At 68.8% G+C, this 17,784-nt stretch carries 13 protein-coding genes; 4 read left to right on the forward strand and 9 right to left on the reverse strand.

Going from position 1 to position 17,784, the window contains the following annotated elements:
* Window positions 1-97: 97 nt before the first annotated feature.
* From cydD to hisC, 4 genes are all read right to left on the reverse strand, one after another.
* Window positions 98-3,682 (reverse strand): thiol reductant ABC exporter subunit CydD, encoded by a 3,585-nt coding sequence (gene cydD / locus IE226_RS21525; protein WP_190082937.1) that lies wholly within the window; start codon window positions 3,680-3,682, stop codon window positions 98-100.
* 92 nt (window positions 3,683-3,774) lie between these two features.
* Complete coding sequence (cydB, locus tag IE226_RS21530; RefSeq protein WP_190082938.1) at window positions 3,775-4,779, reverse strand: cytochrome d ubiquinol oxidase subunit II; 1,005 nt, start codon at window positions 4,777-4,779, stop codon at window positions 3,775-3,777.
* A 14-nt stretch (window positions 4,780-4,793) separates the two neighbouring features.
* Window positions 4,794-6,332 carry a cytochrome ubiquinol oxidase subunit I gene (locus IE226_RS21535; RefSeq protein ID WP_190082939.1) on the reverse strand — a complete coding sequence of 513 codons (1,539 nt, stop codon included), beginning with the start codon at window positions 6,330-6,332 and terminating at the stop codon, window positions 4,794-4,796.
* Window positions 6,333-6,603: 271 nt separating this feature from the next.
* Window positions 6,604-7,683, reverse strand: coding sequence for a histidinol-phosphate transaminase (gene hisC / locus IE226_RS21540; RefSeq protein ID WP_190082940.1), 1,080 nt, complete (start codon window positions 7,681-7,683; stop codon window positions 6,604-6,606).
* Between the two features lie 462 nt (window positions 7,684-8,145).
* Here hisC and IE226_RS21545 point away from each other — a divergent pair, with 462 nt between their 5' ends.
* From IE226_RS21545 to IE226_RS21555, 3 genes are all read left to right on the forward strand, one after another.
* Entirely contained in the window at window positions 8,146-9,267 is a 1,122-nt protein-coding gene (locus IE226_RS21545; RefSeq protein ID WP_190082941.1) for a LacI family DNA-binding transcriptional regulator, read from the forward strand.
* Window positions 9,268-9,504: 237 nt separating this feature from the next.
* Window positions 9,505-10,617, forward strand: a complete 1,113-nt coding sequence (locus IE226_RS21550; protein WP_268251289.1) for a metallophosphoesterase — start codon at window positions 9,505-9,507, stop codon at window positions 10,615-10,617.
* 182 nt (window positions 10,618-10,799) lie between these two features.
* Window positions 10,800-11,672 carry a hypothetical protein gene (locus IE226_RS21555; protein WP_190082943.1) on the forward strand — a complete coding sequence of 291 codons (873 nt, stop codon included), beginning with the start codon at window positions 10,800-10,802 and terminating at the stop codon, window positions 11,670-11,672.
* A gap of 191 nt (window positions 11,673-11,863) precedes the next feature.
* Here the strand turns inward: IE226_RS21555 and thiC are convergent, their stop codons facing one another.
* Window positions 11,864-13,645 (reverse strand): phosphomethylpyrimidine synthase ThiC, encoded by a 1,782-nt coding sequence (gene thiC, locus IE226_RS21560; protein WP_190082944.1) that lies wholly within the window; start codon window positions 13,643-13,645, stop codon window positions 11,864-11,866.
* Window positions 13,646-13,864: 219 nt separating this feature from the next.
* Between thiC and IE226_RS21565 the strand changes: the two genes are divergently transcribed.
* Entirely contained in the window at window positions 13,865-15,337 is a 1,473-nt protein-coding gene (locus IE226_RS21565) for a YibE/F family protein (protein WP_190082945.1), read from the forward strand.
* Between the two features lie 57 nt (window positions 15,338-15,394).
* Here IE226_RS21565 and IE226_RS21570 read toward each other — a convergent pair whose 3' ends face one another.
* From IE226_RS21570 to IE226_RS21585, 4 genes are all read right to left on the reverse strand, one after another.
* A complete protein-coding gene (locus IE226_RS21570; RefSeq protein ID WP_190082946.1) occupies window positions 15,395-15,832 on the reverse strand; it encodes an SsgA family sporulation/cell division regulator in 438 nt (145 codons plus the stop codon).
* Between the two features lie 103 nt (window positions 15,833-15,935).
* The gene (locus IE226_RS21575; protein ID WP_190083105.1) at window positions 15,936-16,649 is read right to left on the reverse strand and encodes an IclR family transcriptional regulator; all 714 of its coding nucleotides are present in this window, start codon (window positions 16,647-16,649) and stop codon (window positions 15,936-15,938) included.
* 436 nt (window positions 16,650-17,085) lie between these two features.
* On the reverse strand, window positions 17,086-17,307 hold the full coding sequence (locus tag IE226_RS21580; RefSeq protein ID WP_190082947.1) for a DUF5326 family protein: 222 nt from the start codon (window positions 17,305-17,307) through the stop codon (window positions 17,086-17,088).
* Between the two features lie 139 nt (window positions 17,308-17,446).
* Window positions 17,447-17,764, reverse strand: coding sequence for a cupin domain-containing protein (locus IE226_RS21585; RefSeq protein ID WP_190082948.1), 318 nt, complete (start codon window positions 17,762-17,764; stop codon window positions 17,447-17,449).
* Window positions 17,765-17,784: the final 20 nt, after the last annotated feature.

Genomic DNA, 17,784 nt, shown 5'->3' on the forward strand with positions numbered 1-17,784 from the left:
TTGAGAGTAGTTAGTCCTATTTAGCGAGGAAAGTCGGCGCCCACGACCGACGGGCGCGGGCGCCGGGCGCGGGCGCCGGGCGCGGGCGCCGGCCTTCCTACCCCGCCGCCGTCACCAGCAGATCCGCCGCCCGCTCCCGCTCCCGCATGCGCCGCAGCGGCCCGTCCACCACCACGAGGTCCGCGTACGCACCGCGCTGCACTACCCGACCTGCGTCCAGGACGATCACCTCGTCCACCGCGTCGAGGCCGGCGAGGCGATGCGTGATGAGCAGCGTCGTACGCCCTTCGGTGGCCGCGAGCAGATCCTCGGTGAGTGCGTCGGCGGTCGGCAGGTCGAGGTGTTCGGCGGGCTCGTCCAGGACGAGGACGGGGAAGTCGGCGAGCAGCGCGCGGGCCAGGGCGATGCGCTGGCGCTGGCCTCCGGAGAGGCGGGCGCCGTGCTCGCCGACCAGGGTGTCGAGCCCTTCGGGGAGCGAGTCGGTCCACTCCCGCAGCCGGGCCCGCTCCAGGGCGCCGCGCAGTTCGTCGTCACTGGCGCCCTTGCGCGCGATGAGCAGGTTCTCCCGTACGGAACTGTCGAAGATGTGCGCGTCCTGCGCGCAGAGCCCGACGAACTCGCGCACGGTGTCGCCGTCCAGCGTGGCCGCGTCCGTGCCGCCCAGGCTGTACGTGCCTCCGCTCGCCCCCAGGAAGCGCAGCAGCACCTGGGCCAGCGTCGTCTTGCCGGAACCCGAAGCCCCGACCACCGCGATACGCCGCCCGCGCTCCAGCGTCAGGGTGACGCCTGCGAGCGCGTCCCGGTCCTGGCCGTCGTACCGGGCGTGCAGTCCCTCGACACGGAGCGGGAACGGCGTCCGCGGGCGCTCTGCGGGGACAGCGGGCTCGGGGACGGGCTCGGCCGCGTCGAGAACCTCGTAGACGCGCTCGGCGCTCTTCATGACGCGCTGGCGGTACTGCACGGCGAGCGGGAGACCGAGGACCGCCTCGAAAGCGGCGAGCGGGGTGAGGACGACGACGGCGAGCGCGACGCCGCTGAGCCGGCCGTCGTGCAGCGCCTGTACGCCGACGATGGCCGCGGCTGCCACGGTGAGCCCGGTGGCGAGCGCCCCGAGCCCGTCGCCGAGCGCGGTGGCCGTGGCGGTCCTGGACGCGATCCGGGTCAGCTCGGCATCGGCTTCCTTCGCCTTGGCCGTACGACGGGTCAGCGCGCCCGCGACCGTCAACTCCGCGGTGCCGGTGAGCAGATCGGCCACGCGGGTGGCGAGCACTCCGCGCGCGGGGGCCAGCTTGCGCTCCGCCCGGCGGGCGACGGCTCCGGAGAGCAGCGGTACGCCCACGCCGGCGATGATCAGGCCGACGGCGAGTACCGCGCCCGCCTCGGGCAGCAGCCATGCGGTGAAGCCGACGGCTCCGGCGCCCACCGCCGCGGCGGCCGACGCGGGCAGGAGCCACCGCAGCCAGTAGTCCTGCAAGGCGTCCACGTCGGCGACGAGGCGGGAGAGCAGGTCACCGCGGCGGGTCTTCCCCAGGCCGGCGGGGGCGAGGCGCTCCAGGCGCCGGTAGACGGCGACGCGGGTGTCGGCCAGCATGCGCAGGACGGCGTCGTGCGAGACGAGGCGCTCCGCGTAACGGAACACGGCACGGCCCATCCCGAAGGCGCGGGTAGCCGTCACCGCGATCATCAGATGCATCACCGGGGGCTGCTCCGAGGCCCGGCTGATCAACCACCCGGAGGTGGCCATCAGCCCCACGGAACTGCCGATCGCCAGGGCACCGAGCAGGAGCGCGAGAGCGAGCTTGCCCTTACGTGCCTGCGCCGCATCCCGCACCCGGGCCAGGACCCCGGCCCTCGGGCGGGGCTGTTCCGCGACGCCCACCACGCCGACCGGCGCTTCCGCAGGCCCCGAGCCCGCGAGCCCCGACGCCCCCGCCACCTCGCTGTCCGGCACCGGCGCCGCCAACTCATCCGACACCGCCGCCCCTGAGCCGGCAGCCCCGAAAGCGCCGGCCGATGCCTCCGTCAGAGCCGACGCCGACGCCGACGCCGCCACCGACCCCCCAAGCCGTACGACCCGATCCGCGATCCCCAGCAACGCGGGCCGGTGCACCACCAGCAGCACGGTCCGCCCCACGGCAAGCTGCCGGACCGCCTCGACGACCCCCGCCTCGGTCTCCCCGTCCAGAGCCGCGGTCGGCTCGTCGAGCAGCACCACGGGCCGGTCGGCGAGGAACGCCCGCGCCAGGGCGAGCCGCTGTCGCTGTCCCGCGGACAAGCCGGCGCCGTCCTCCCCCAACACGGTCTGCGCCCCGGCGGGCAGCGCGGAGACGAACTCCAGGGCCCCCGCCGCATCCAACGCGTCCCGCACGGAAGCGTCGTCCGCGTCCGGCCGCGCAAGCCGTACGTTCTCCGCGATGGTCCCCGCGTACAAGTGCGGCCGCTGCGGGACCCAGGCGATCCGCTCCCGCCACTGTTCCGGCGCGACCTCGGCCAGGTCGACGCCCCCGACGCACACCCGGCCCTCGGTGGGTTCCACGAACCCGAGAATTACGTCGAGCAGCGTCGACTTGCCCACCCCGCTGGGACCGACCAGAGCCACGGTCTCGCCGGGCCGCACCGCGAACGACACCCCGGAGACCGCGTCAGAGGCCCGCCCCGGATACCGCACCGTCACGCCCTCCACACTCAGCGCGCCGTCCGGCACCGCACCCGTCCCGGCGGTCCGCACCGGGGACTCCAGTACCTGGAAGATCTCCTCGGCGGCGGAGAGCCCCTCCGCCGCCGCGTGGTACTGCGCACCGACCTGACGCAGCGGGAGATAGGCCTCGGGCGCGAGGATCAGGATCACCAGACCCACGTACAGATCCATGTCGCCGTGGACGAGCCGCATCCCGATCGTCACCGCGACCAGCGCCACCGACAGCGTCGCGAGGAGCTCAAGGGCGAACGACGACAGGAAGGCGATGCGCAACGTACGCATTGTCGCCTGCCGGTACTCGCCGGTGATCTGCCGGATCGACTCGGCCTGTGCCTTCGCCCGCCCGAACACCTTCAGCGTCGGCAGACCCGCCACCACGTCGAGGAAGTGCCCCGACAGACGGGAGAGGAGCCGCCACTGGCGGTCCATCCGGTTCTGGGTCGCCATGCCGATGAGGATCATGAAGACCGGGATCAGCGGCAGTGTCACGACGATGATCGCCGCGGACACCCAGTCCTCGGTGACGATCCTCGCGAGCACCGCCACCGGCACCACCACCGCGAGACCCAGCTGCGGCAGATAGCGCGAGAAGTAGTCGTCCAGAGCGTCCACGCCCCGCGTCGCAAGCGAGACCAGCGAGCCGGTCCGCTGCCCTCCCAGCCAGCCCGGCCCCAGCTCGCCCGCCCGCTCGAGCAGCCGCCCCCGCAGCTCCGACTTCACCGCCGCGCTCGCCCGGTGTGCGGCCAGCTCGGTCAGCCAGGCGACGAGCGCCCGCCCCGCGGCGACCACCGCGAGCAGCACGAGCGGCGTCCCCAGGTCACCTAGGGCGAGCCCCTTTTGGAAGGCCCCGACCACGATCTCGGCGATGAGCATCGCCTGGGCGACGACCAACCCCGCCCCGGCCACACCGAGGATCACCACCGCGACCAGGAAGAACCGGGTGGCACGGGCGTACCTGAGCAGACGCGGGTCGATCGGTTTCACGTGAAACACACCCTCCGAAGAAACCGAGGAACGGGACAAGGAGCGGGACAAGGAACGGCACAATCACCTGTCGGGATCACCGAACGGACGCCTCAGTGCGCCGCATCAGCAATGTGCTGCGTCCCGATCCGCTTGCGGAACACCCAGTAGGTCCACGACTGATAGAGCAGCACGACCGGCGTCGCGATGGCGGCACACCAGGTCATGATCTTCAAGGTGTAGGGACTCGACGAGGCGTTGGTGACCGTGAGGCTCCACTCCTCGTTCAGCGACGACGGCATGACGTTCGGGAACAGCGTCAGGAAGAGCATCGCGACGGCAGCCGCGATCGTGATGCCCGACAGCGCGAACGACCAGCCCTCGCGGCCCATCCTGATCGCCACGATCGCACCGACGAGCGCGACCACGGCCACGGCCATCGCGACCAGGCTCTTGCCGTCGCCGTTGTCCGCCTGCGTCCAGAGCAGGAACCCGAGCGCCAGCACAGCGGTCACCAGGCCGAGCCCGAGCGCCAGCTTCCGCGCCCGCATCCGGATGTCCCCGACCGTCTTGAGCGAGGCGAACACCGCGCCGTGGAAGGTGAACAGCGTCAGGGTGACCAGACCACCGAGGATCGCGTACGGGTTCAGCAGGTCCCAGAAGCTGCCCACGTACTCCTTGTGGGCGTCGATCGCCACGCCGCGCGTGATGTTGGCGAAGGCCACGCCCCACAGCACGGCCGGGATCAGCGAGGTCCAGAAGATGGCCTGCTCCCAGTTGCGCTGCCACTTCTCCTCGGGCCGCTTCGCCCGGTACTCGAAGGCGACACCGCGCACGATCAGGCAGAGCAGGATGATCAGGAGCGGCAGATAGAAGCCGGAGAAGAGCGTCGCGTACCACTCGGGGAAAGCGGCGAAGGTCGCGCCGCCCGCCGTGAGCAGCCACACCTCGTTGCCGTCCCACACGGGGCCGATGGTGTTGATGAGGACGCGCTTCTCGGTCCGGTCGCGGGCGAGCAGCTTGGTGAGGACGCCGATCCCGAAGTCGAAGCCCTCCAGGAAGAAGTAGCCGATCCACAGTACGGCGATCAGCACGAACCAGATGTCGTGAAGTTCCATGACGGTCAACTCCCTCAGTACGAGAAGGCCATGGGCCGGTCGGCGTCTTCGTCACTGTCCGAGCCCGATCCCGCTCCCGGCCCGCCGATCTTGGTGGGCGGGTTGAGGTCGGCCTCGGTGAGCTCGGGCGGCCCCTGCTTGACGTACTTGAGCAGCAGCTTCACCTCGATCACGGCGAGGATCGCGTAGATGGCGGTGAACACGACGAGCGAAGTGATCACCTCGCCCTGCGAGACACCTGGCGAGACCCCGTCCTTGGTCTTCAGGACGCCGTAGACCACCCAGGGCTGACGCCCGGTCTCGGTGAAGATCCAACCCCAGGCGGTGCCGATGAGCGGGAAGATCAACGTCCACTGGGAGAGCCGCCACCACCAGGTGCCGAGCTTCGGCGCCAGCTCCTTGTTCTTGGTGAGCATGAGCTTGGGCACGTCGTCCTCGCCCGTGCGGTGCTCCGGCGCCAGCCAGAACTTCCTCCGCGTGAGGTAGAGCCCGGCGGTGCACAGGACCATGGAGACCCCGCCGAAGCCGATCATCCAGCGGTAGGACCAGTAGGCGGTGGGAATGTTGGGCCGGTAGTCACCGGGCCCGTACTTCTCCTGTGCCTCCTTGTTGAGGTCGTTGATGCCGGGGATCTCGGCGCTGAAGTTGTTCTTGGCGAGGAAGGACAACACCCCCGGGACCTCGATGGCGACCTTGTTGTGGCCCTCGGATACATCGCCGTACGCGAAGAGCGAGAACGGCGCCGGCTTCTCCGACTCCCACAGGGCCTCGGCGGCCGACATCTTCATCGGCTGCTGCTCGTACATGACCTTGCCGAGGGTGTCGGCGCTGATCACGGTGAGCAGGGTGCCGACGAACGCGGTGACGAGGCCGAGCCGCATCGACATCCGCATGGTGCGAATGTGCTGCTTCTTACGAAGGTGGAAGATCGCGATGCCGGTCATGAAGGCGCCGCCGACCAGGATGGCCGCCGAGATGACGTGGAAGAAGTTGACCAGCGCCGTTTCCTGGAACAGCACCTTCGAGAAGTCGGTGAGCTCCGCACGCTTGGTGCCGTCCCGCTCCGCGATCTTGTAGCCGACCGGGTGTTGCATAAAGGCGTTCGCGGCGATGATGAAGTACGCCGACGCGATGGTGCCTGCGGAGACGATCCAGATCGTGGCGCAGTGCAGCTTCTTCGGGAGCTTGTCCCAGCCGAAGATCCACAGGCCGATGAAGGTCGACTCGAAGAAGAACGCGATGAGGGCTTCGAAGGCGAGCGGGGCCCCGAAGACGTCACCGACGAAGCGCGAGTAGTCGGACCAGTTCATGCCGAACTGGAATTCCTGGACGATGCCGGTGACGACGCCCATCGCGATGTTGATCAGGAACAGCTTTCCCCAGAACTTGGTCGCCCTGAGGTAGTGCTCCTTGCCCGTGCGCACCCAGGCCGTCTCCAAGATCGCCGTGAGGGCGGCCAAAGAGATCGTCAGAGGGACGAACAGGAAGTGGTAGACGGTGGTGATGCCGAACTGCCATCGCGCCAATGTCTCGGGCGCCAGAGCCAGATCCACGTCGACTTCTCCTTACGGCCGTGATCACAGCGACGGTTTGCCCCTTAAATCCCTCTGATCTTCGGAGGAACCAGGACACGCTTGTGAACGCGTTCACATTCACAAGCATTATGTCGTACCGGCTCCGGGCAATGACAGGGGGTCCCCCTTACTGACGGGAACCTCACACCACCGGCCTCGTACGTGCACAGCGAGAGGGGCCGAGGACATGTCCCCGGCCCCTCTTCGCACCTGCTCAGAGCGCCTACGGGCCCTGCAGCTCTTACAACCCCTACAGCTCCTTGCGGAACGCCTCCGCCGCCTCCAGGAAGATGTCGTTGGCCTCGGTCTCCCCGATCGTGGCCCGCATCCCCTCGCCCGCGAACGGCCGCACGACCACGCCGGCCTTCTCGCACGCCGCCGCGAAGTCGGCCGTACGCTCCCCCAGCCGCAACCAGACGAAGTTCGCCTGCGTCTCGGGCACCGTCCAGCCCTGCTCCCGCAGCGCCGCGACCACCCGCGTGCGCTCGCCGACCAGAGAGCCGACGCGGCCCATCAGCTCGTCCTCGGCCCGCAGCGAGGCCACCGCCGCGTCCTGCGCGAGCTGGCTCACCCCGAAGGGCACCGCCGTCTTGCGCAGCGCGGCGGCCACCGGCTCATGGGCGATCGCGAAGCCGACGCGCAGGCCCGCGAGGCCGTACGCCTTGGAGAACGTACGCAGCACGGCGACGTTCGGACGGTCGCGGTAGAGCTCGACGCCGTCGGGCACCTCGGGGTCGCGGATGAACTCGCGGTAGGCCTCGTCGAGCACCACCAGGACATCGCCCGGCACCCGGTCGAGGAACCGTTCGAGCTCGGCCCTGCGCACCACGGTGCCGGTCGGGTTGTTCGGGTTGCAGACGAAGATCAACCGCGTCCGGTCGGTGATGGCCTCTGCCATCGCGTCCAGGTCGTGGACGTCCCCCGGCGTCAGCGGCACCTTCACCGACGTGGCACCGCTCACCTGCGTGATGATCGGGTACGCCTCGAAGGACCGCCAGGCGTAGATGACCTCGTCACCGGGGCCCGCCGTGGCCTGGAGCAGCTGCTGCGCGACGCCGACGGAACCGGTGCCCGTCGCCACGTGCGAGACCGGCACTCCGAAGCGGTCGGCGAGCTCGCTCATCAGGCCCGTGCACGCCATGTCCGGGTAGCGGTTGAACGTGCCCGCGGCGGCGAGCGCGCTCTCCATGACACCCGGCAGCGGCGGATAGGGGTTCTCGTTCGAGGACAGCTTGTAGGCCGCCGGACCATCGGCGGCGGCAGGCTTCCCCGGCTTGTACGTGGGGATACCCTCCAGCTCGGCACGCAGCCTCGGGCTCGTCTCGCTCACCGCAGTCCTCCTCTTGAACATCCGACTCTTGAACATCCGAACGCCTGAAATACCTGCAACGTCTGGAACGCCTGTAACACCCGAAACGCGAGTAACGACTGAAACGTCTGAACACCTGACGTCAATACTCCTCACCTTATGAGGATTCAGCGCTGCTGCGAATGGGTCAGGGGTATCGGCTCCGACAGGCGCGCATGGAGGGGGGAGCGCTCCCTGCTGTGGCGCGCGCCGGTGGCTCACTCCGTGGCGCGCATCACCCGTGAAGGTGAGTTGAGACCTCTTCGAAACATCGCTCTATCGGTAGGCCCGTGCGCGGCAACGAGCGAGCGTCGCCCACCGATCCTGCCAACTGCCTTGCATTCCATGGTCGTTGACCCGATAACGCCATGCAGAAACGTGCCTGTCAACGAGTGAATATGCGCCCGCCCTACCCACCCCCATGAGCCCTACTATCGGCTCGCCATGACAGCAGCAGGGAACCACCAGGTGAGCCGCGCGGAGACCGCCCGCCGGGGCAACCGGCAGAGCCGAGCGGGTATCAGAGACGTCGCCGCCGCCGCCGGTGTCTCCATCACGACTGTCTCCGACGCACTCAACGGCAAGGGACGGCTCCCGGACGCCACCCGACGCCATGTCCGCGAGGTCGCCGAACGGCTGGGCTATCGCCCCTCCGCGGCGGCCCGAACGCTCCGTACCGGCAAGTCGGGCCTCATCGGCCTGACCGTGACGACCTACGGGGATGAACCTTTCACCTTCACCGAATTCGCGTACTTCGCGGAAATGGCCAGAGCCGCGACCTCGGCCGCGCTGGCCCGCGGCTACGCCCTCGTCATCCTGCCCGCCACCTCCCGGCGCAGCCCCGTCGACGTGTGGTCGAACGTAGCGCTCGACGGCACCGTCGTCGTCGATCCGTCCGACCACGACCCCGTCGTCAGCGAGCTCGTGCGCCAGGGCCTGCCCGTGGTGTCCGACGGCCGTCCGGCCGGGTCCCTGCCGGTCACCGCCTGGGTCGACAACGACCACGAGGCAGCGGTCCTGGAGATCCTCGACCACCTCGCGGCGGCCGGAGCCCGCCGCATCGGACTGCTCACCGGGACCACCACGGACACCTACACCCATCTGTCCACGACTGCCTACCTGCGCTGGTGCGAACGCGTCGGCCAGGATCCTGTCTACGAGTCCTACCCGGCCCACGACCCGTGCGCCGGCGCCGTCGCGGCCGACCGCCTGCTCGCCAGACCCGACCGGCCCGACGCCGTCTACGGCCTCTTCGACCCCAACGGAACCGACCTCCTCGCGGCCGCACGGCGCTACGGCCTCCGCGTCCCCGACGATCTGCTGCTCGTGTGCTGCAGCGAGTCCACCGTCTACGCCACCACCGAACCGCCCATCACCACGCTCTCGCTCAAACCGCGCCGCATCGGCACGGCCGTCGTCCAACTGCTCATCGACGCCATCGAAGGACTGGATTCGGGCCGTCCCGTCGAGCAGGTGATACCGACGGAGCTGATCGTGCGCACCTCGTCCGAGCGACGTCCACCGCGTACGACGGTCAGCCCACCCCGCTCGCCCGGACCGGGTTGAGCGGGCCGCCCGGCGGGGAGAACCCCCGTCAACCGGGCAGTGCCCGGCACTGCCCGGTCACGGCTCGGAGGGAAACCCCTACCCAATTCGGGAGAAAACCTCGGTGAACAGGGGTTCAGCACTGATTCACCACCCCTGGTGCACCACACAGCGCGAGCCGCATTCCTATGATGGGCGGACGACACCGCGGGCCGCTGCGACCAGGCAGTCCGATCTCGGTGCAGATGCGGCGCAATGGTGGTGGAGGGGTCGATGACTCAGGGGGCCGGTCAGGGACCCGATGTGCGGACGGCGACGTTGCGCGACTTCCGCGTTCCGGCGTACGTCCATGAGACCGGGCCGGTCCAGGGGGACCCGGCGGGCGTGACCGGTCCGGGTGTGGCGGGTCCGGGGGTGCCGGTGGAGGTCGCCGGAGACCCGGACAGCGGCTACACCCCCACCCAGCGCGACCTGCCGGTCATCAACCGCGGGGACACCGTGCAAGTGGAGGTGCAGGCCATGCCGGAGCCTCCGCAGGCGCCGACCGACGAGCACGGTCCGCTGTTCGTCGTGGGCGATGTGCACGGCTATCTGGACGAGCTGCTCGCCGCGCTCCACGAGCAGAATCTCATCGACGCCGACGGCGACTGGTCCGCGGGCAACGCGCGCCTGTGGTTCCTCGGCGACTTCACCGACCGCGGCCCGGACGGCATCGGCGTCATCGACCTCGTGATGCGCCTGTCCGCGCAGGCTGCGGCCGCGGGCGGCTACTGCAAAGCCCTGATGGGCAACCACGAACTGCTCCTGCTCGGCGCGAAGCGGTTCGGCGACACCCCGGTGAATTCCGGCGCCGGTACGGCCACCTTCCAGGCCGCCTGGCTCCTGAACGGCGGTCAGAAGACCGACATGGAACGCCTCGAGGACCACCATCTGCAGTGGATGGCCCGCCTCGACGCGATCGAATCGGAGGACGGGCATCTCCTGATGCACTCCGACACGACCGCCTATCTGGATTACGGCGACTCGATCGAAGCCGTGAACGACACGGTCCGCGAAACCCTCACCCGCAACGACGCCGACGAGTGCTGGGACCTCTTCCGGAAGTTCACCAAGCGCTTCGCCTTCCGTGACGAGTCGGGCCCCCATGCCGTACGCGAACTCCTCGACATGTACGGCGGCCACCGCATCGTGCATGGCCACAGCCCCATCCCGTATCTGCTCGGCGATGTCGGCTCGGAGGATGACTCCGACGGCGGCGGCCCCGTAATCGAGGGACCACACATCTACGCAGGCGGACTGGCCATCGCCATGGACGGCGGCGTGACCATGGCCGGAAAACTGCTGGTCTGCCAACTTCCCCTGGATAACTGAGCGTTCGCCGGGCAGGCGCACCCCTACACGATCACGCGAGCCGGGGGGCCTATTTCTGGAAACCCCCTGTCACCGCGTGCCGTCACGGCTCTACCATCGGCTTATCCGTAGCAGGCTCCCCTCCGTTTCTGCCCGACGGCTCGCAGCCATGCGAGCTCCCAAGCCCTACGGAGCATCGGGGGATGCACATGAACAGCGCTCCACAACTGCTCAATGAGGACCGCCCCGAGTACGAGCGGATCCTCGATGAGGCGCTGCGCACCGCACCGAACCGTCCTGACCTGGCCGCTCTGGGTGAGCGGCTCAATCCCGAGCAACTGCGCACCATGGCACTGAACGCCACTGCGCTGATCACTGCCGCCGCCGCGACCGAGTACAGCCACTACGTGAAGGTCCGCGAGGAACTGCGCGAAAACGGATCCGCCGCTCCATCGATCCGCGAGCGGAGCACCGAGGGCACGGCGGAAGCAGGTTCCGGCGGCCTTGGTATCGCCACCACGATGGGGGAGGTCACCGTTCAGGCTTCGGGGGCGGGAGCCGTCGCCGTCGTGGCGGTGCTCGCGCCCGTGCTCGCCGGGGCGGCCGCCGCCATCTTCCTGCTCGTCGGCTACATCCTGAAGATGCTCAACCCCGAGCCCGCCTTCGCGGAGACCCTTCTCACCGCGGGATGGCTGTTCGGCGCGCTCACCGCGGGGGGCATCCTGGTCGCCGCCGTCGGCCTGCTCCTGACCGCCCTGCGCAACGGCTCCACCTCACTGCCGGCCGGTTCGTACGGCGAACAGAACGAGGAGGTGGTCCGCGCCAGGCAAGCCTGGGGCGAGGCACTCCTGGAGCGCGGCATCCTGCCGTTCCTGCGGGAGGCCCTCGCGGATCCGGGGGCGGCTCACGCGGCCCGTACACCGGCCGGGGACCCGAGCAGCCGGATGCCGCAACTCGGCTATCACCGGCCGGGGTTCAGCAGCCCTGCCGGCGGACAGGCGGCAGGCCGCCCGAGCTACTCGAGCCCGGACTTCTCGAGCCCGGACTTCGGCGGTCCCGACCACAAGCCGGAGTAGTACACGGCACGAAGTAGTACGCGGCACGGAGCAGTACGCGGCACGGAGCGGTACGGCGCACGGCTTCGGGCGGACGGCGATGACCGGCCGCCCGAAGCACCGCGCGCCGACGCCGCGCCGTACGTGCCGCGGTGGCGCCGCGCCGTGCGTGCCGCGGTGGCGCCGCGCCGTACGTGCTGCGGTGACGCAGGTCAGTCGGCGATCGGCAGATACACGCGGTTTCCGGCTGCCGCGAACTCCTTGGACTTCTGGTCCATGCCCGCCGCGATCTCGTCCTGCGTGCCGCCGTGCTCACGCCGGATGTCGTGCGAGATCTTCATCGAGCAGAACTTCGGCCCGCACATGGAGCAGAAGTGCGCCGTCTTCGCGGGCTCGGCCGGCAGTGTCTCGTCATGGAACTCCCGTGCGGTGACCGGGTCGAGGGCCAGGTTGAACTGGTCCTCCCAGCGGAACTCGAAGCGGGCGTCCGAGAGCGCGTCGTCCCAGTCCTGCGCGCCGGGGTGGCCCTTGGCGAGGTCAGCCGCGTGGGCCGCGATCTTGTACGTGATGACGCCGGTCTTCACGTCGTCGCGGTTGGGCAGGCCCAGGTGCTCCTTGGGCGTGACGTAGCAGAGCATCGCCGTGCCCCACCAGCCGATCATCGCGGCGCCGATGCCGGAGGTGATGTGGTCGTACGCGGGCGCGATGTCGGTGGTCAGCGGGCCGAGGGTGTAGAACGGCGCCTCCTCGCAGATCTCCTGCTGAAGGTCGATGTTCTCCTTGATCTTGTGCATCGGGACGTGGCCCGGGCCCTCGATCATGGTCTGTACGTTATGACGCTTGGCGATCGTGTTGAGTTCCCCGAGGGTGCGCAACTCGGCGAACTGCGCCTCGTCGTTGGCGTCCGCGATAGAACCGGGCCGCAGGCCGTCGCCGAGCGAGTACGTCACGTCGTAGGACGCGAGGATCTCGCAGAGCTCCTCGAAGTTCTCGTAGAGGAAGCTCTCCTTGTGGTGCGCGAGGCACCAGGCCGCCATGATCGAGCCACCGCGCGAGACGATGCCGGTCTTGCGGTTGGCGGTCAGCGGGACGTACGGAAGGCGCACGCCCGCGTGCACCGTCATGTAGTCCACGCCCTGCTCGGCCTGCTCGATGACCGTGTCCTTGTAGATCTCCCAGGTCAGCGCCTCGGCCTGGCCATCGACCTTCTCCAGGGCCTGGTAGAGCGGCACGGTGCCGATGGGGACGGGGGAGTTGCGCAGGACCCACTCGCGGGTGGTGTGGATGTTGCGGCCGGTGGACAGGTCCATGACCGTGTCGGCGCCCCACTTGGTCGCCCAGGTCATCTTGTCCACCTCCTCCTCGATGGAGGAGGTCACCGCGGAGTTCCCGATGTTGGCGTTCACCTTCACCAGGAACTTCTTGCCGATGATCATCGGCTCGATCTCCGGGTGATTGACGTTGGCGGGGATCACCGCGCGGCCCGCGGCGACCTCCGCGCGCACGACCTCGGGATCGAGGTTCTCGCGGATCCCGATGAACTCCATCTCGGGCGTGATCTCACCGCGGCGGGCGTACGCGAGCTGCGTCACCGCCTGGCCCCCGCGGCCCCGGCGCGGCTGGCGCGGGCGGCCGGGGAAGACCGCGTCGAGGTTCTTCAGGCCTCCACGCGGCGAGGTGTGCTTGATGCCGTCGTCCTCGGGGCGGGGCGGGCGGCCCGTGTACTCCTCGGTGTCGCCGCGGGCGATGATCCAGTTCTCCCGGAGGGGGGCGAGGCCCCTGCGGACGTCGGTGTCGATGGATTCGTCGGTGTACGGACCCGAAGTGTCGTACAGGGTCACGGCCTTGCCGTTGGTGAGGTGCACCTGCCGGACCGGCACCCGCAGATCGGGGCGCGAGCCCTCGACATACGCCTTGTGCCATCCGATGGACTTCCCGACCTCGTCGCTCTGGTTCTGCGTCGAGGCAGGCGTGCGTGCGTCCGATGTGGTCATGAGACCTACTCCCTACGCCGGCATTACCCGGTAACAGGTTCGGCGGTCGACGCAGCGGATTCCGTACGGCTCGTGCACTTTTTGTGCCGCTTCGTACGGAGGTCAGCGCCCTCTCAGCCCGGTGCTCCGAGCTCCCGCGATTGCAAAGGTGGCTCCACGCTAGCGTCATATCGGGCGCGCTGAACAGAGGGCCCCCTCCGTTCTTGCGATGATCGGGCAGTGACCACCACAGAGCCGCCGTCCCAGCCGCCCGTTCCGCACACGCCTCCGGACCCGCATGCGCACTCCCACAGCCACGGTCCGGCGGCGCCCGTCTCCAAGCATCTGCGCAAGGTCATCGCGGCCGTGCTGATTCCTTTCGCCACGGCGGTCGTCGTGGGACTCGCGGTGTTCTGGCCGGGTGGCGCACCGTCCCACGAGCGCACCGGTGTCGGCTTCGACCGCCAGACGCAGTCGGCCGACGTGACGAAGGTGCAGGAGCTGCCCTGCAAGGACGTCAACGCCTCGCAGACCCCGCCCAACGGCGACACCTCCACCGCGGAGGGGCAGACCGCTCAGGACCGCGCCAAGGGCGTCTGCAAGAAGGCGACGATCGAGGTGACGAGCGGGAAGGACAAGGGCCGTACGTTCACCGAGATCGTCCAGCCGGACTCCCCGCGGCAGTTGCGCCAGGGCCAGCAGGTGGTGGTCGCCTACGAGCCGACGGCTCCCGAGGCGCTGCAGTACTCGGTCACCGACGTGAACCGGAAGTTCCCGATGGCGCTGCTCGCCGGGATCTTCGCGCTCGCCGTCGTCGTGGTGGGGCGGATGCGCGGCGTCATGGCCCTGGTCGCCCTGGTGTTGAGCTTCCTGGTCCTCACCTTCTTCATCCTGCCCGCCATCCTGCAAGGGTCGAACCCGCTGGTGGTGGCGGTGATCGGGGCCAGCGCCATCATGCTGATCGCGCTCTATCTGTGCCACGGCCTCACGGCCCGTACATCGGTCGCGGTGCTCGGCACGCTGATCTCGCTGCTCCTCATCGGGCTGCTCGGCTCGCTCTTCATCGGCTGGGCCTCGCTGACCGGCAACACGGACGACAACACCGGCCTGATCCACGGGCTGTACCCGTCCATCGACATGAGCGGTCTGCTGCTCGCCGGCGTCATCATCGGCTCGCTCGGCGTGCTCGACGACGTGACGGTGACGCAGACCTCCGCCGTCTGGGAGCTGCATCAGGCCAACCCCACGATGGGCTGGCGCCGTCTGTACGGCGCGGCCATCCGCATCGGCCGCGATCACATCGCCTCGGTCGTCAACACCCTGGTCCTGGCCTACGCGGGCGCTGCGCTGCCCCTCCTGCTGCTCTTCTCGATCGCGCAGAGCAGCGTGGGCACGGTGGCCAACAGCGAGCTGGTGGCCGAGGAGATCGTGCGCACCCTGGTCGGTTCGATCGGTTTGGTCGCCTCGGTGCCGGTGACGACCGCGCTCGCGGCCCTGGTGGTCTCGGCGGACCGCCCGGCCTCGGCGAGCCGGTCGTCCCTGGCGAACCGGTCGGGCATCGCGGGTCGGACGGGAAACGGGTTCGCCGGGACGGGGAACGGAGCGGGAAACGGATCGGGACAGGCGGGAAGCGGTCCCGGCCGGGCGGGAAACGGGGCCACCCCCGCCCCTAAGCAGTCCCGCGGCGGCAAGGGCCGGCGCCGCAAGGCCTGAGCATCCGATGCCACAAAATGCACCAATCTGCCATATGCCTTCGCCCGACTCACGAGGTCAACCCGCGCTCTGCTCCTCGGCGAGGATCCGGTCCAGCGCTTCGTCCAAGTGCGTCTCGAAATCAGCCAGTGCCCGCTCCTGTCCGAGCGGCACCAACTTGTCCGTACGGTCCAGGAAGGCGAGCAGCGGCGGAATCCCCACCCGGAACAGCGCCTGGTCCGTACCGACCTGAAGCCTGATGTGCACCTCGTCGAGCAGTTCTGGATCGGTGGGCGCGATGTGCACATCCCCCTCACCGCACGCCGCGCCCATCCCGTCGACCAGTAGCTCACGCCCGAAAGCCCAGGTCACAGGCGCGTCACCGGGAAGGTGGAAGGTGAACCGGACGGCGTACGGATCGCCGGCCTCGTAACGCAGCTCCACCGGGATGCGAAACGACAACTCCTCGGAGACGAGGAAGCTCATCATGACCTCTGCCTGGACCGACTCTCGCATCGCCCGCCTACCCCGTCGCTGAAGCTCGACTGGCCAGGAACCAACTCCCTGACACTCATGGCATCTTGCTTAACGTACACATCAGATCACAAGGAGTGAGTTTTCAGATGCTGATAGAGAAAGCCAGTGTCCCCAACAGCTTCCCGATCTCGTCTTGCAGGCGCTCGGCAGCGGGCAGCAGACGATCTTCCTGATACGAGGGAACCGAGATCGCCATGGTCGCCGCAGCGTTACCCGCAGTGATCGGAATCGCCGCGCAGACCGTCCCCAGTGCGTACTCCTGCCGCTCCACCATGGGCTTCATCCGGCTTGCTCCGTCCAGGCGGCGCAGCAGACTCCGGTCGTCACGGACCGAGTACGGAGTGATCGACTGCACCGGGTAGCGGGAGAGGTGGTCCTGCCGCTGCTCGTCGTCGAGTTGGGCGAGCAGACATTGCCCGATCGCATGGGCGTGTCCGGTCTCGCGGAAGTCGGCCCACTCCTCCACTGCGGGATTTCCGGGCGTGTCCGCGACGCCCACCACCTCGATCTCGCCCTCGCGGTAGAGGGCGAAGTACACCGGCACCCCGATGACGTCACGCCAGTGCTCCAGGGCCTCCCCGATCATGCCGCGACGATTCTGCTGTGCCCCGCTCGCGCTCAGCCGCTCTGCGGCCTCGCCCAGAACGAACACACCTTTGTCCCGGCACAGATAGCCCTCGTGCGTCAGCGTGCGCAGCAGGTGATACGCCGTGGGCAACGCGAGCCCGGCCTCGCGGGCCAGCTGTTTGGCGGGCGCCCCCGCCTGATGCGCTGAGGCGGCTTCCAGCAACCTCATCGCCCGCTGCACGGAGCCAATGAGAGTCGGCGGGCCGGAGGTTGATGCCGTGGCCGTCGACGACGGCCCGTAAGGAGCGTCGTTGGGCGGGACGCCGGCCGTGTCGAGGGACTCGACGGACTCGGCCGTGTCGACAGATGCGGCGGTGCCGGCCTTGTCGACGGATGATGCGGCGGTGTCGGCCGTCTCGACGCGTTCGGCTGCGTCGACGGTCTGGGCGGTCTCGACGGTGTCTGCGGGTGTGGCGTCAACCGTGGCCAAGGTTCACTCCCGAAACGCGTGGGGGGTTCCGCCCGTGCCCGGGGATACACGGGTGGGAGCGCAGTGCGCCCTTGCGGGGCTCACCCCGCGCCGGTTTCGGACTCTAACCGTTGGTCGTCGGCCTAAGGCGCCGCACCTGGAAACTTCCCCCGCCCGAGCGAACTGTCGCCGGGAATCACCAATCGCTGCGCGAAGAGGTCGAGCCGGATATGAACTTCCGTACGACGTAGATGAGTCCACCCACGAGGGCGACGAAAAGCAGTGCCTTGAACAGCAGGCCGACCACGAATCCCACGACGGTCGCTATCAGACCGCCGAACACCACCAGGGCGATGACCGGAACCGCGATCCACTTCACCCACCACGGCAATCCCGAGAAAATCTCCTGCGCTGCCATCGTCCCCAACCTCTCTCCCGCACCTGTCTTACTTCTTGCACTCGATGCTAGGGCGGCAGAGTCCCCGACGGGGGCCTCGCATCCCTTGTCCTCCCCTGATCCGCCCCCTAGGGAACCCCGAGGTCGCAGCCCTGAGAAGTCAGCCTTCCGGCGGTGAGAAGACCACGAGCACCCGCAGGTCCTCGCTGATGTGGTGGAACTTGTGGGCCACCCCCGCCGGAACGTAGACGACGCTGCCGCGCGCGACCTGAGTGGTCTCCATGCCGACCGTGATCGACGCCCGGCCACTGACGATCATGTACACCTCGTCCTGCTGGTGAGGCTGCTGTGGATCGGTCTCTCCGGCGTCGAGCGCGTACAGCCCGACCGACATGTTCCGCTCGCGCAGAAACTGCAGATACGCACCGTCGTTCGCGGCGCGCTCCGTCTCCAGTTCATCCAGCCGGAATGCCTTCATCGTCCTCGCACGCCCCTTGC

It is taken from the genome of Streptomyces longisporoflavus (assembly GCF_014649775.1).
GTDB classification, from domain to species: Bacteria; Actinomycetota; Actinomycetes; order Streptomycetales; family Streptomycetaceae; genus Streptomyces; species Streptomyces longisporoflavus.

Coding starts and splice junctions, on each gene's coding strand:
- IE226_RS21570 (WP_190082946.1), bottom strand. CDS start 15,832: ATGCGAGAGTCGGTCCAGGCAGAGGTCATGATGAGCTTCCTCGTCTCC.
- cydB (WP_190082938.1), bottom strand. CDS start 4,779: ATGGAACTTCACGACATCTGGTTCGTGCTGATCGCCGTACTGTGGATC.
- IE226_RS21545 (WP_190082941.1), top strand. CDS start 8,146: ATGACAGCAGCAGGGAACCACCAGGTGAGCCGCGCGGAGACCGCCCGC.
- IE226_RS21585 (WP_190082948.1), bottom strand. CDS start 17,764: ATGAAGGCATTCCGGCTGGATGAACTGGAGACGGAGCGCGCCGCGAAC.
- IE226_RS21575 (WP_190083105.1), bottom strand. CDS start 16,649: ATGAGGTTGCTGGAAGCCGCCTCAGCGCATCAGGCGGGGGCGCCCGCC.
- IE226_RS21555 (WP_190082943.1), top strand. CDS start 10,800: ATGCACATGAACAGCGCTCCACAACTGCTCAATGAGGACCGCCCCGAG.
- IE226_RS21580 (WP_190082947.1), bottom strand. CDS start 17,307: ATGGCAGCGCAGGAGATTTTCTCGGGATTGCCGTGGTGGGTGAAGTGG.
- thiC (WP_190082944.1), bottom strand. CDS start 13,645: ATGACCACATCGGACGCACGCACGCCTGCCTCGACGCAGAACCAGAGC.